This is a genomic window from Enterobacter sp. UNJFSC 003, assembly GCF_036903355.1.
In the GTDB taxonomy this organism is placed as follows: domain Bacteria; phylum Pseudomonadota; class Gammaproteobacteria; order Enterobacterales; family Enterobacteriaceae; genus Enterobacter.
Window position 1 is genome coordinate 527,247 of the sequence record NZ_JBAKHK010000002.1, and the last position, 11,993, is coordinate 539,239.

The 11,993-nt window shown below is 57.4% G+C and carries 16 protein-coding genes and 1 riboswitch; of the genes, 11 read left to right on the forward strand and 5 right to left on the reverse strand.

The window, feature by feature from the left end; translation table 11 throughout:
* Positions 1–9 precede the first annotated feature (9 nt).
* Genes rutC through rutG form a run of 5 tightly spaced genes read left to right on the forward strand, consistent with a single transcriptional unit; the run spans position 10 to position 3,657 of the window.
* Entirely contained in the window at positions 10–396 is a 387-nt protein-coding gene (gene rutC / locus V5P19_RS08660) for a pyrimidine utilization protein C (RefSeq protein ID WP_334402151.1), read from the forward strand.
* Between the two features lie 7 nt (positions 397–403).
* Positions 404–1,204, forward strand: a complete 801-nt coding sequence (rutD, locus tag V5P19_RS08665) for a pyrimidine utilization protein D (RefSeq protein ID WP_334402153.1) — start codon at positions 404–406, stop codon at positions 1,202–1,204.
* Between the two features lie 9 nt (positions 1,205–1,213).
* A complete protein-coding gene (locus V5P19_RS08670; protein ID WP_334402155.1) occupies positions 1,214–1,804 on the forward strand; it encodes a malonic semialdehyde reductase in 591 nt (196 codons plus the stop codon).
* 9 nt (positions 1,805–1,813) lie between these two features.
* Positions 1,814–2,308 carry an NADH-dependent FMN reductase RutF gene (gene rutF, locus V5P19_RS08675; protein ID WP_334402157.1) on the forward strand — a complete coding sequence of 165 codons (495 nt, stop codon included), beginning with the start codon at positions 1,814–1,816 and terminating at the stop codon, positions 2,306–2,308.
* A gap of 20 nt (positions 2,309–2,328) precedes the next feature.
* Positions 2,329–3,657: a pyrimidine utilization transport protein G gene (gene rutG / locus V5P19_RS08680; protein WP_334402159.1), complete on the forward strand. Its 1,329-nt coding sequence runs from the start codon at positions 2,329–2,331 to the stop codon at positions 3,655–3,657.
* Here rutG and V5P19_RS08685 read toward each other — a convergent pair.
* Both V5P19_RS08685 and V5P19_RS08690 read right to left on the reverse strand, forming a co-directional pair.
* Positions 3,645–4,568: a DMT family transporter gene (locus V5P19_RS08685; RefSeq protein ID WP_334402161.1), complete on the reverse strand. Its 924-nt coding sequence runs from the start codon at positions 4,566–4,568 to the stop codon at positions 3,645–3,647. The genes rutG and V5P19_RS08685 overlap by 13 nt on opposite strands.
* A gap of 116 nt (positions 4,569–4,684) precedes the next feature.
* Positions 4,685–4,855, reverse strand: coding sequence for a general stress protein (locus V5P19_RS08690; protein WP_137848914.1), 171 nt, complete (start codon positions 4,853–4,855; stop codon positions 4,685–4,687).
* Between the two features lie 391 nt (positions 4,856–5,246).
* Between V5P19_RS08690 and wrbA the strand changes: the two genes are divergently transcribed.
* Positions 5,247–5,843: an NAD(P)H:quinone oxidoreductase gene (gene wrbA, locus V5P19_RS08695; RefSeq protein WP_334402165.1), complete on the forward strand. Its 597-nt coding sequence runs from the start codon at positions 5,247–5,249 to the stop codon at positions 5,841–5,843.
* Between the two features lie 20 nt (positions 5,844–5,863).
* Complete coding sequence (locus tag V5P19_RS08700; RefSeq protein WP_334402167.1) at positions 5,864–6,091, forward strand: YccJ family protein; 228 nt, start codon at positions 5,864–5,866, stop codon at positions 6,089–6,091.
* 32 nt (positions 6,092–6,123) lie between these two features.
* Here V5P19_RS08700 and agp read toward each other — a convergent pair whose 3' ends face one another.
* Entirely contained in the window at positions 6,124–7,365 is a 1,242-nt protein-coding gene (gene agp, locus V5P19_RS08705) for a bifunctional glucose-1-phosphatase/inositol phosphatase (RefSeq protein WP_334402169.1), read from the reverse strand.
* Positions 7,366–7,516: 151 nt separating this feature from the next.
* Between agp and V5P19_RS08710 the strand changes: the two genes are divergently transcribed.
* Complete coding sequence (locus V5P19_RS08710; RefSeq protein ID WP_334402171.1) at positions 7,517–7,960, forward strand: helix-turn-helix domain-containing protein; 444 nt, start codon at positions 7,517–7,519, stop codon at positions 7,958–7,960.
* 125 nt (positions 7,961–8,085) lie between these two features.
* Positions 8,086–8,880 (forward strand): SDR family oxidoreductase, encoded by a 795-nt coding sequence (locus V5P19_RS08715; RefSeq protein ID WP_334402173.1) that lies wholly within the window; start codon positions 8,086–8,088, stop codon positions 8,878–8,880.
* 1 nt (position 8,881) lies between these two features.
* Here the strand turns inward: V5P19_RS08715 and V5P19_RS08720 are convergent, their stop codons facing one another.
* The gene (locus tag V5P19_RS08720; RefSeq protein ID WP_334402175.1) at positions 8,882–9,241 is read right to left on the reverse strand and encodes a helix-turn-helix domain-containing protein; all 360 of its coding nucleotides are present in this window, start codon (positions 9,239–9,241) and stop codon (positions 8,882–8,884) included.
* 99 nt (positions 9,242–9,340) lie between these two features.
* Between V5P19_RS08720 and V5P19_RS08725 the strand changes: the two genes are divergently transcribed.
* On the forward strand, positions 9,341–10,090 hold the full coding sequence (locus V5P19_RS08725) for an SDR family oxidoreductase (protein ID WP_334402177.1): 750 nt from the start codon (positions 9,341–9,343) through the stop codon (positions 10,088–10,090).
* A gap of 1 nt (position 10,091) precedes the next feature.
* On the opposite strand, the gene V5P19_RS08730 is transcribed toward V5P19_RS08725, so the two are convergent.
* Entirely contained in the window at positions 10,092–10,595 is a 504-nt protein-coding gene (locus V5P19_RS08730; protein ID WP_334402179.1) for a DedA family protein, read from the reverse strand.
* Positions 10,596–10,753: 158 nt separating this feature from the next.
* Positions 10,754–10,923, forward strand: a riboswitch (M-box (ykoK) riboswitch).
* Between the two features lie 60 nt (positions 10,924–10,983).
* Here V5P19_RS08730 and V5P19_RS08735 point away from each other — a divergent pair.
* Positions 10,984–11,985 carry a magnesium transporter gene (locus V5P19_RS08735; protein ID WP_334402181.1) on the forward strand — a complete coding sequence of 334 codons (1,002 nt, stop codon included), beginning with the start codon at positions 10,984–10,986 and terminating at the stop codon, positions 11,983–11,985.
* The last annotated feature ends 8 nt before the right edge of the window (positions 11,986–11,993 follow it).

Sequence of the window (11,993 nt, forward strand, 5' to 3'; positions counted from 1 at the left end):
AGATCCACTATGCCGAAATCCGTCATTATCCCACCCGGCACCAGTACGCCCATTGCCCCGTTTGTGCCCGGCACGCTCGCCGATGGCGTGGTGTACGTCTCCGGCACGCTGCCGTTTGATAAAGACAACAACGTGGTGTTTATCAACGACCCAAAGGCGCAAACCCGCCACGTGCTGGAAACCATCCAAAAGGTTATCGAGACGGCGGGTGGCACGATGGAGGATGTGACCTTCAACAGCATCTTTATCACCGACTGGAAAAACTACGCCGCGATTAACGAGATCTACGCCGAGTTCTTCCCCGGCGACAAGCCGGCACGGTTCTGCATCCAGTGCGGGCTGGTGAAGCCGGATGCCCTGGTGGAAATCGCCACCGTTGCCCACATCGGTCAGTGAGGTTGCCATGAAGCTCTCCGTCTCACCGCCGCCGTATGAGGGGGCGCCCGTGGTGGTATTGATTGCCGGACTCGGCGGAAGCGGCAGCTACTGGCTGCCGCAGCTGGCGATACTGGAACAGGAGTATCAGGTGGTGTGCTACGACCAGCGGGGAACGGGCAGTAATCCCGATACGCTACCGGAAGCCTACAGCCTTGCGCAGATGGCGGACGAGCTGGCTCAGGCGTTAGCCCTTGCCGGGATAACGCGCTATTGCGTGGTCGGCCACGCGCTGGGGGCACTGATTGGGCTGCAGCTCGCGCTCGACAGGCACGACGCGCTCTCCGCGCTGGTGTGCGTCAACGGCTGGCTCACCCTGAATGCCCATACCCGCCGCTGTTTTCAGATCCGCGAGCGCCTGCTGCATGCCGGCGGCGCGCAGGCGTGGGTCGAAGCACAGCCGTTGTTTCTGTATCCGGCGGACTGGATGGCCGCCCGCGCCCCGCGCATGGAGGCCGAGGAGGCAATGGCGCTGGCCCACTTCCAGGGCAAAGACAATCTGCTGTGCAGGCTAAACGCGCTAAAAAAAGCCGACTTCAGCCGCCATGCCGCGCGCATTCTTTGCCCGGTACACATCATCTGTTCTGCTGACGATCTGCTGGTGCCCGCCGTCTGTTCCACCGAGCTGCAGGCGGCGCTCCCACATAGCCAAAAAGCGGTGATGCGCCAGGGCGGGCACGCCTGCAACGTTACCGAGCCAGACATCTTTAACACGCTGCTGCTGAACGGGCTCGCCAGCCTGCTACACAGCCCTGAGCCCGTCTTATAAGGAACCAGAATGAGCGAAGCTATTACCCCCACCGCGCTGGAAACACTGTTCACCGGCGCGCGCACCCACAACGGCTGGCAGGATATCCCGATCAGCGACGAAACGCTGCACGAGATCTACGACCTGATGAAATGGGGCCCGACCTCTGCCAACTGTTCCCCGGCGCGTATCGTGTTTGTGCGAAGCGCAGAGGGAAAAGAGAAGCTGCGCCCCGCGCTTTCCAGCGGCAATCTGGCGAAAACCCTCACCGCCCCGGTCACGGCGATTGTGGCCTGGGACGGCGAATTCTATGATCGTCTGCCCGAGCTGTTCCCGCACGGCGACGCGAAGAGCTGGTTTACCACCAGCCCTGCGCATGCTGAAGAAACGGCTTTTCGCAACAGCTCAATGCAGGCCGCCTACCTCATCTTCGCCTGCCGCGCGCTGGGGCTGGATACCGGGCCGATGTCCGGCTTTGACCGACAAAAAGTCGACGACGCCTTTTTCACCGGCACTCAGCTTAAAAGCAATCTGCTGATCAACATTGGCTATGGCGATGCAGGCAAACTCTACGGGCGCTTGCCGCGTCTGGCCTTCGACGACGCCTGCGGGCTGGCGTAAGGAGTGATCATGACAACCCCCGATAAACAAACCTTTCGCGACGCCATGGCCTGCGTTGGCGCGGCAGTCAATATCATCACCACCGACGGCCCTGGCGGGATGGCCGGCTTCACCGCCAGCGCGGTATGCAGCGTCACGGACTCCCCGCCCACGCTGCTGGTCTGTCTGAACCGCGGCGCGTCCGTCTGGCCGACCTTTAGCGAAAACCGCACCCTGTGCGTCAATACGCTGAGCGCCGGACAGGAGCCACTCTCTAATCTGTTTGGCGGTAAAACGCCGATGGAAGAACGCTTTGCCGCAGCACGCTGGCAGACGGGCGACACGGGCTGTCCACGTCTGGAGGAAGCGCTGGCCTCTTTTGACTGTCGCATCAGTCAGGTGGTCAGCGTGGGTACCCACGACATTCTGTTTTGCGACATTGTTTCCATTATTCGCCACCCCGCGCCGCAAGGGCTGGTGTGGTTCGACCGCGGCTACCACGCGCTTATGCGACCCGCCTGTTAACCCTCTTAAGGATGCAGCTCATGGCAATGTTCGGATTTCCACACTGGCAGTTGAAATCGACCTCTACAGAACCTGGCGTGGTCGCGCCGGATGAACGGCTCCCGCTCGGCCAAACCCTGGTGATGGGCGTGCAGCACGCGGTCGCAATGTTTGGCGCCACGGTGCTGATGCCCATGCTGATGGGGCTTGATCCTAACCTCTCCATTTTGATGTCGGGTATCGGTACCCTGCTGTTCTTTTTTGTCACCGGCGGGCGCGTGCCCAGCTACCTTGGCTCCAGCGCCGCGTTTGTTGGCGTGGTGATTGCCACCACCGGGTTTAACGGTCAGGGGATCAACCCGAACCTGAGCGTCGCCCTCGGCGGGATTATCGCCTGCGGTCTGGTTTACACCCTGATAGGCCTGGTGGTAATGAAGGTCGGGACGCGCTGGATTGAACGAATGATGCCCCCTGTCGTGACCGGTGCGGTGGTGATGGCGATTGGTCTGAACCTCGCGCCGATTGCGGTGAGAAGCGTGTCCGGCTCGCCGTTTGAAAGCTGGATGGCGGTGATCACCGTACTCTGCATCGGCGTGGTCGCGGTATTTACGCGGGGCATGATTCAGCGCCTGTTGATTCTGGTCGGGCTCATCGTGGCCTGTCTGGTTTACGCCGTGCTGGCGAACATCATGGGACTGGGCAAACCGGTTGATTTTACCCTGCTGCACCAGGCCGCGTGGTTCGGTCTTCCGCAGATCACGTCACCTACCTTTAACGGTCAGGCGATGATGCTCATTGCCCCTGTCGCGGTGATCCTGGTGGCGGAGAACTTAGGGCATCTGAAAGCCGTCGCGGGCATGACCGGGCGCAGCATGGACCCGTATATGGGGCGCGCCTTTGTGGGCGACGGCATCGCGACCATGCTCTCCGGCTCGGTCGGCGGCAGCGGCGTCACCACCTACGCTGAAAACATCGGCGTGATGGCGGTCACCAAAGTCTACTCCACGCTGGTCTTTGTGGCGGCGGCCGTCATGGCCATGCTGCTCGGCTTCTCGCCGAAATTCGGCGCATTGATCCACACCATTCCGGCCCCGGTGATTGGCGGCGCCTCCATTGTGGTGTTTGGCTTAATTGCGGTAGCGGGCGCGCGGATCTGGGTGCAGCACCGCGTCGATCTCAGTCAGAACGGCAACCTGATTATGGTTGCCGTGACGCTGGTGCTGGGTGCGGGCGATTTTGCCCTGACGCTGGGCGGGTTCACGATAGGCGGAATTGGTACGGCAACGTTCGGGGCCATACTGCTAAACGCCCTGCTGAGCCGCCGGACGGCACCTCACCCGCAGGGCGAAGCGGTCCCTCAGGATTCGTGATGCACAACAGCGCTGTCAGCCTCCGGCAGCGCTTTTTTCTTCCGTTTGAGCTTTAGCTCGCTCACCAGCACGCCGGCCACGATAAACGCCGCCCCCACCAGCGCCAGCAGCGGCAAGCGTTCCCCGGCGAGTCGCCCGAAAATACCTGCCCAGACCGGCTCGCCGGTGTAGATGACCGTCGCACGCGTCGGCGACACGCTGCGCTGCGCCCAGTTCATGGTGACCTGAATAATGGCGCTAAAAATACCCAGCCCCAGCGCCACTACAACCAGCCCGGTGGACATCGGTGGAACCGACTCTCCGGCCGGAACCATGGTCGCAAACGCTACCAGCGACGCCGTCGCCAGCTGCACTACCGTCACGCGCTTGACGTCCACTTTCCCCGCCCAGGCGCTAATCAGAATAATTTCCGCCGCAATAGCGATGGCACCCACCAGGGTGATGATTTCACCCGGCCCCAGGGCCAGCAGGTTACTTTCCGGTCCGGCAAGCAAAATCAGGCCGATAAAGGCCAGTACAATGCCCGTGCAGGACATGATCCCCGGCATTCTTCCCAGACACAGCCACTGCAGTAACGGCACCAGCGGCACATACATGGCCGTGATAAAAGCCGATTTGCTGCTGGGAATGGTCTGTAATCCCCACGTCTGGAGGCTGTAGCCCATTGCAATGGCAACCCCGATCGCCACCCCGGCCTTCAGCTCTTTGAGGGTTAACCCGCGCAGGGTTTTAAGCGATATCAACGCCACGGCAATCGCCGCCGTCGCAAAGCGCAGGCCGACAAAGAAGAAGGGATCGCTCAGCGTGACCGCGTACTGGACGGCCAGAAAGGTTCCGCCCCAGAACATGGTGATCAGAATCAGGATCGCTTCCTGAGGTTTGACGGTGATGTTGAAACGGGAGAGAGACATGCGGCACCAGCAATAATAAACAATCCTGTAGTGTGCGATGCCTTTGGTTACAGTTCAATGTTGCAGACATAAAAAAACCGCCGGGAGACCCGGCGGCAGGGTATTAACCCGGCGTACTACTTGCTGCTGCCGTGGCTATTTTTACCCCCTTTTTTGCCAGCTTCTGATGCGCGCTGAGGGTCATTCTTGAAATTGCCTCCGCTCGACTGGCCACCTTTACGGCCTGCTTCTGATGCTCTGTCACGGTCTTCAGCGAAATTACCGGAACCACCACGATGGTTTGCCATCTCTAACCTCCAGAGTGTGAAACATTAGACATCATATTGCATTCAGTAAAAGAGGATTCTTTCACCTCGCGACGTAAGGACAGTGCCTTTATCTGCGTCACGTGAAACTAAGCTTAGTGGAATGAGGCTATCCAGCAAGCAGCAGGTAATATTCTGCAACATCATCTCAGCCTTTTGCATGAGAATCGGCGCAGAGGATATATAAGCCATTCTTATGCTTCCAAAAAATCAGCGCCGCAAAGTTGTTTCAACTTGCTACAGACTTTCAGCGTCAAGATATTGTTATAAATCAAAGAAATGCTGTTCATTTTTGCAGTCTGGCTGTGATGTCATATCTTTAAATGAACGCAGCGATTCGCTGTCAGAAAACACAAACGAGGAGTGATGCAAAATGGCAAAAGTTCTGGTGCTCTATTATTCCATGTATGGACACATTGAAACCATGGCTCACGCGGTAGCAGAAGGTGCGAACAGAGTGGACGGCGTAGAGGTCGTGGTGAAGCGCGTACCGGAAACCATGAATGCTGAAGCGTTCCTGAAAGCTGGCGGAAAAACGCAAAATGCCCCACAGGCAACGCCGCAGGAGCTGGCGGATTACGATGCCATTATCTTCGGCACCCCGACCCGCTTCGGCAATATGTCGGGTCAGATGCGAACCTTCCTCGACCAGACTGGCGGGCTCTGGGCATCCGGTGCGTTGTACGGCAAACTGGCCAGCGTTTTCAGCTCAACCGGCACCGGCGGTGGACAGGAGCAGACGATTACCTCAACCTGGACTACCCTTGCTCATCATGGGATGGTGATTGTACCGATTGGCTATGGTGCCCAGGAACTGTTTGACGTTTCTCAGGTACGCGGCGGCACACCTTACGGGGCAACCACGATTGCCGGTGGCGATGGTTCGCGCCAGCCCAGCAACGAAGAACTGGCTATCGCCCGCTATCAGGGTGAACACGTCGCGGGACTCGCCAAAAAACTGCACGGCTAACACCCAACAGGAGGACAAACATGCCAACACAAGAATCCAAAGCTCATCACGTGGGCGAATGGGCAAGTTTACGTAACACCTCGCCGGAGATCGCCGAAGCCATTTTTGAAGTCGCAAAATATGACGAAAAACTGGCAGAGAAGATTTGGGAAGAAGGCAGCGACGAAGTTCTGGAACGCGCCTTCGGGAAAACGGACAAAGACTCGCTCTTTTGGGGCGAGCAAACGATCGAACGTAAAAACGTCTAAACGTTCCCCCCGCCGCAGCGGGGGGTTCTCCGCTATTTCGCCGCGTTGTTCATGACCGTATTAAATTTATCAATCGGGCAAAAACCATTCGCATCGACGGGACATCCCTTTAGCTCAAGCGTCACGCGCTGTGCCGGGGACTGGAGGGACAGAACGCTGGCGTTACGCAACTGCTCTGAACTCTGATACACGTACTCGATTTTCATCAGCTCACGGTTCGCGCCCTTATCATGCCAGCGCTGGAAAACAATTTTGCCGCCAATCGGCGTGCGCTCATGCTGGTCATGCAGTTGATAGGGCTTGAAGTCCAGCGCCGTCAGCAGCGAAGCGATGTTGGAGTCATGCCCCACCAGCACCGTGATTTTTGGCGCTTTTGCCTGCCCGGTCACCAGCGCGTTATCAATGTATTTCACCAGCGGTTTGGCAACGTTCTGCGCCACGTCGGTGGAGGTAAACAGCGAATCCTGATACCCATTTTTCAGCTTTGACAGCACCCGCCACTGCTGGTCCGTTTTGATTTCCCCCCAGGCAACCTTATCGGCCGGGAAGCCTTCGTAATACTGCAGCATGAACGCATCCACCAGCGAGTTACCGACTTTTAGCGGGCCAGAAACGCCCGGCTCTTTTTCATAGTCGGCGCTGAAGGTGTCTTTCGCTTCCGTCAGGGAGCAGACTTTTTTCTCCTTGCAGGACGGGGATTCGGCAAAGTGAGTTATCTGCTCCAGCAGCTTGTAGCTCTCATCCAGCTGCATTCTCTGCCGTTCCGTCTCCATCGCCTTCAGCGCTTTTTCGCGGAATTCCGGAGAATTATCGGTAATGACCGGGTTAAAGGTCGGGTCCATGGTGCCCATTTTTTCCTGATGATGCACAGGCACATCACAGCCCGGGAAGGCACCAGTGATAAAGAACTGCGCGGTTGCCACGGTGCGCTGCAGGCTGTTGGCGTAGGCATAGACAGCATCCGCAGGCGGACACTCGCCGGTGGTCACCATTCCCTGCTGCGCCAGCCACTCACGCATATAGTGCCCCATATACACTTCCAGCACCCCGCCCTTGGTGGTGAGTTGACCGCCCGGCACTTCCCATTCCGGCCACTGTTTCGGCGTGGACTGTTCCAGCACGCTGCCGTTATTGGCGAGCGGCGCGCGCAGGTTGTGGCGACTCATAATTAAAACTTGCTCTAACTGGTAGCCATCCGGCGTATCCTGCGCCTGGACACCAACGCTCATTGAAAGGGTACCTGCCACTGCAACAGCGAGTAGTGCTTTTTTCATCCCTCGATCCTCTCTCGGTTTTAATCGTGCGATAAGTGTGACAGATTCATGACAATTTTCCGGGAAGCATTTCTCATACTGATGAATAACTGGCTTACCCGGCGAGGAGAATAGTTTTATAATAAAACCATACCGTACCGGAGAACTGACTGTGAAACGCACCCGTCTTGAAGAAAGCACCTGCCCCGTTGCCCGTTCGCTGGATATTATCGGCGACTGGTGGTCATTGCTGATTGTTCGCGACGCGTTACGGGGCATCCGGCGGTTCGGTGAATTTCAGAAAAGCCTGGGCATTGCCAAAAATATGCTGACCACGCGGCTGAAGCTGCTGGTGGATGAAGGCATTCTCACCCTCCAACCGGCATCCGACGGCAGCGCCTGGCAGGAATATGTCCTGACCGAAAAGGGGCGCGCGCTGCAAACGGTGCTGGTTGCCCTTTCGCAGTGGGGCAATGAATACCTGTTTGCCGAGAACGAATGCGGTACCGTGCTGGTTGATACCGAGCAGCGTAAGCCCTTGCGCAAGCTGACATTACTGTCTGACGATGGCCGTGAACTGACTCCCGCCGAGATCGTACCAAAACTCCCATCCTGACCCGTCCGCCAGGCAAAAATAAAAAATGCGCGCCAAAATGGTTGCATTATAAAACCAAATAACAGAGAGTTAATTCAGTTTCATGTTGAAACCAAATAACTCACTTCCTTTCGAGGTAATGCACGATGACTACGCAACACGCTACCGCCCTGATTACGGGCGCTTCATCAGGAATTGGTGCTGTCTACGCCGATCGTCTGGCCGCTCGCGGCGTCAACCTGGTCCTGGTCGCCCGTCGTGAAGCACGCCTGCAAACGCTGGCTGCAGACCTACGCGCCCGCTATGGCGTTGCCGTAGAAATCCAGGTCGCCGATCTGACCGATGAGGCGGGGATCCGCGCCGTGGAAGAGACGTTACGCAGCAATACCGCCATCACGATGCTGGTTAACAACGCGGGTGCCGCGCAGATGGCCCCCTTCCTCGCGGGCGACGTGGCGCAACATCAGGCTATCAATACCCTGAACACCACGGCACTGATGCGGTTGACGTATGCGATCCTGCCGCGTCTGGCGCAGAACAATCAGGGAACGCTTATCAATATTGCGTCGGTGTTGTCCCTGCACGTGCGTGCGGGCAGCGCGCTGTACAGCGCCACCAAAGCCTGGGTATTGAGCTTCACCCGTGGATTACAGGAAGAATTTGCTGACAGTCACCTGCGCATTCAGGCCGTCCTGCCTGCCGCAACGGCGACGGAGATTTGGGGGCACTCGGGTGTCACGGTCAACGATCTGCCGGAAGGTTCGGTGATGACGACGGAGGATATGGTGGACGCTTCGCTGGCGGGACTGGATCAGGGCGAGCTGATTACCATTCCGCCGCTGCACGATGCCAGCCTGTGGGATCGCTACGAAACGGCGCGCCTCGAGCTCTTTAACAGCGCGCGCACCGGCATTCCGGCACCGCGCTACGGTAAACGGTAACCTACCGTTCCAGCTGGCCGCCGTACTCACTCATCCAGGTGGCCAGCGGGGAGAGTGCGCCTTGCAGGGTTAATCCCAGCTCGGTTATTTGATACTCCACGCGCGGCGGGATCTCCGGGTAGACGGTACGCGACACCAGCCCGCGCTGTTCAAACAGCCTAAGCTGCTTCGTTAACTCTTTTTGGGTGATCGGGGTGGCGGCACGCAGCAGATCGCCAAACCGCACCGGCGCATTAAGCATAATCAGGCGATAGAGAACGGGGATCGCCCACTTACCGGAAATCAGGTTCACAAACTGCGTCATTGGGCAGACATAAACCTCAGAATTTTTTTCGCAGGGCACATTGAGTAATTCCGCCATTGCACACCTCTTGCCTCATTAGTATCCAAATGGTACCTGGTTTCCTTTCGATACTAACGTTTCTATAGTGCTTTCTCCAGAGACTTTCAGGAGAAGAACATGGGTCGTTTAGCAGGTAAATATACGCTGATTACCGGCGGAACCAGCGGCATTGGTCTTGCCACCGCGCAGGTGTTTATCGCCGAAGGGGCGCAGGTTGCCGTCACCGGACGTAACCCGGAAACCCTCGCCGAAGCACAACGTATTCTGGGCGATAAGGCCTGGGTGATTCAGACCGACGCCGGGGATAGTCGCGCGCAAAAAGCGCTGGCAGAGACGATTGCCTCACGTTGGCCGCGGCTGGATGCCGTGTTTATTAACGCCGGCGATGTGACGCACGGACTGCTAGAGGAGTGGCAGGAGGATGCCTGGGATCGCCTGATGCGCATCAACCTTAAAGGGCCGTTCTTCCTGATTCAGGCTCTGCTGCCGCTGCTCAGTCATCCTTCCTCGGTGATCCTCTGCGGCTCCGTAAGCGCACGTATTGGTCTGCCTGCCAGCAGCGTTTACGCCGCCAGCAAGGCGGGCTTACTGTCGCTGGCACGCACGCTATCGGCAGAGCTGTTGCCGCGCGGTATTCGCGTCAATGGCCTCAGCCCCGGCCCGGTCGAAACCCCGGCGTTCACGAAAACCGGCCTGAGCGAAGAGGCGCTGAAGGCGTTGATGGCAGATGTCACCAGGCTGGTGCCGCTGGGCAGAATGGGGACCACAGCGGAGCTGGCGAAAGCCGCGCTCTATCTGGCATCGGACGAGTCGACGTATACGGTGGGCACCGAGCTGCTGGTCGACGGCGGAATGGGAAGCCTGTAGCTCAAAAGACGCTGATGCCGGTGACAATGCCGACATACAGCGCTGCCCAGGCGCAGGCGGAGGCCAGGCTGACGGCGTACACTTTTACGGCGTTCAGCCTGAGCATTCCCGCCGCCAGCGGCACGATGTAGCGCAGAACCGCCAGGAAACGCGCGGTGAACAGCACCAGCACGCCATTTTTTTGCAGCTGCTGTTGGACCCGCAAAAATTTATCGGCATGCTTTGTGGTCACGCGCGTGACCAGCCGGGTATGCCCCATCAGCTGGCCGATATGGTAGTTCAGCATCGAGCCTGCTGCTGCGCCCATCACCACGGCAAGCCACGTTAGCCCGGGATGCAGGCTCGACTGGCTGACGGTAATGCCTGTAAGCAACATAACCGACGCAGGGGGCAGCACGGAGGAGATCAGCACCGTCGATTTACTCAGCGCCATCACAAATAACAGCGCGAACAGATGCGTCGGATAAAGGGCAAAATGATTGAGTAGATTGTCCAGCCACGCCATTATGACCTCCGCGAAAAAATAAGCACTCTCCATTTAAAACGAAGAACCTTAAATAAACGCTCAACGCAGAATCGATATTATTCTTCTAAACCTTTCATAAACATCTTTTAAATTTAAAAGCGCGATGTTAAAACTCGCGTATTATCCCTCACGTTTTATAACGATCTCGTTATGGCGAGGCTCCTGTACAAACACACGTTATCGCTCTGGTAGGTTCGAGAGAACCGGCACAGGGTAAAACAGGCACTGTCGAATCAAGGCTTTGTCAGTATAACTTCCCTGACGGGATACGGTGTACAGTGCTGAACCCAGGACGTGGGGATCTCCTCTTCGACATGCCCTGTCTTGCTCGCCCCTGAGAGATTTTATTATTCAAAGGGAATTTACTATGTCTCATGCTATTCACAATCAAAACCTGGCATTCAATGACAGCGCCATCGCGCAATATATGAATACCGATTTTATTGTTCTCGATATTTCATTATGCGTGGCGCTGGCGCGCGAACAGTTTTTCGATAAATTAAAAGATGATGATATTCCGTCGCATATTTTTATCGAGGATAACGGTCGCCTGGCGGGCATGATTGCCGTGCGCAAATTATTACAGACCGCGGATACCGTACAGCCGGTTAAGGCGCTAATGATATCCGAGTTTGTCCAGGTAAAACCGGAAGATGAGCGCGCAGACGTCGCCGGGCTGCTTGCGCACGGCGCTGCGGATGTTGTGCCGGTGGTCACGCACGGCAAGCTGGTAGGCTGCCTTACCGAACGTGAAATTGCCCATCTGCTGGAAGATGACGTCACCGAGGATGCGCAACTGCAGGGCGCGACGCTGCCGCTGGAAAAGCCCTATCTGGAAACCAGCCCGTATCGCTTATGGAAAAAGCGCTCCGTCTGGCTGCTGCTGCTGTTTGTCGCGGAAGCCTACACCAGCTCCGTCATACAGCATTTTGAAGAAGCGCTGGAATCCGCTATCGCGCTGGCGTTCTTTATTCCGCTGCTGATTGGCACGGGCGGAAACAGCGGCACGCAGATCACGTCGACGCTGGTTCGCGCCATGGCGCTGGGCGAAGTGCATCTGCGCGACGTCGGGCGCGTGCTGCGAAAGGAGATGACCACCTCGCTGATGATTGCCGCCACGCTCGGCATTGCCGGGTGTATCCGCGCCTGGATGATGGGAATTGGGCTGGAAATTACGCTCATTGTCAGCCTGACGCTGGTGTGTATCACGCTGTGGAGTGCAATTGTTTCGTCCGTGATCCCAATGGTGCTCAAGCGCTGTCGGATCGACCCTGCCGTGGTCTCCGCGCCGTTTATCGCAACGCTCATTGACGGTACCGGGCTGATTATCTATTTCAAAATTGCCCAATACACGCTGGGGCTGGAGTAATTCTGTGG

What these genes read in the sequence shown, in the direction of transcription:
- V5P19_RS08715 (WP_334402173.1), top strand. Translation starts at nt 8,086, where the DNA reads ATGACTACGCAACACGCTACCGCCCTGATTACGGGCGCTTCATCAGGA.
- V5P19_RS08720 (WP_334402175.1), bottom strand. Translation starts at nt 9,241, where the DNA reads ATGGCGGAATTACTCAATGTGCCCTGCGAAAAAAATTCTGAGGTTTAT.
- V5P19_RS08685 (WP_334402161.1), bottom strand. Translation starts at nt 4,568, where the DNA reads ATGTCTCTCTCCCGTTTCAACATCACCGTCAAACCTCAGGAAGCGATC.
- V5P19_RS08670 (WP_334402155.1), top strand. Translation starts at nt 1,214, where the DNA reads ATGAGCGAAGCTATTACCCCCACCGCGCTGGAAACACTGTTCACCGGC.
- V5P19_RS08725 (WP_334402177.1), top strand. Translation starts at nt 9,341, where the DNA reads ATGGGTCGTTTAGCAGGTAAATATACGCTGATTACCGGCGGAACCAGC.
- rutF (WP_334402157.1), top strand. Translation starts at nt 1,814, where the DNA reads ATGACAACCCCCGATAAACAAACCTTTCGCGACGCCATGGCCTGCGTT.
- rutD (WP_334402153.1), top strand. Translation starts at nt 404, where the DNA reads ATGAAGCTCTCCGTCTCACCGCCGCCGTATGAGGGGGCGCCCGTGGTG.
- V5P19_RS08700 (WP_334402167.1), top strand. Translation starts at nt 5,864, where the DNA reads ATGCCAACACAAGAATCCAAAGCTCATCACGTGGGCGAATGGGCAAGT.
- V5P19_RS08730 (WP_334402179.1), bottom strand. Translation starts at nt 10,595, where the DNA reads ATGGCGTGGCTGGACAATCTACTCAATCATTTTGCCCTTTATCCGACG.
- V5P19_RS08735 (WP_334402181.1), top strand. Translation starts at nt 10,984, where the DNA reads ATGTCTCATGCTATTCACAATCAAAACCTGGCATTCAATGACAGCGCC.
- agp (WP_334402169.1), bottom strand. Translation starts at nt 7,365, where the DNA reads ATGAAAAAAGCACTACTCGCTGTTGCAGTGGCAGGTACCCTTTCAATG.
- rutC (WP_334402151.1), top strand. Translation starts at nt 10, where the DNA reads ATGCCGAAATCCGTCATTATCCCACCCGGCACCAGTACGCCCATTGCC.
- rutG (WP_334402159.1), top strand. Translation starts at nt 2,329, where the DNA reads ATGGCAATGTTCGGATTTCCACACTGGCAGTTGAAATCGACCTCTACA.
- V5P19_RS08690 (WP_137848914.1), bottom strand. Translation starts at nt 4,855, where the DNA reads ATGGCAAACCATCGTGGTGGTTCCGGTAATTTCGCTGAAGACCGTGAC.
- wrbA (WP_334402165.1), top strand. Translation starts at nt 5,247, where the DNA reads ATGGCAAAAGTTCTGGTGCTCTATTATTCCATGTATGGACACATTGAA.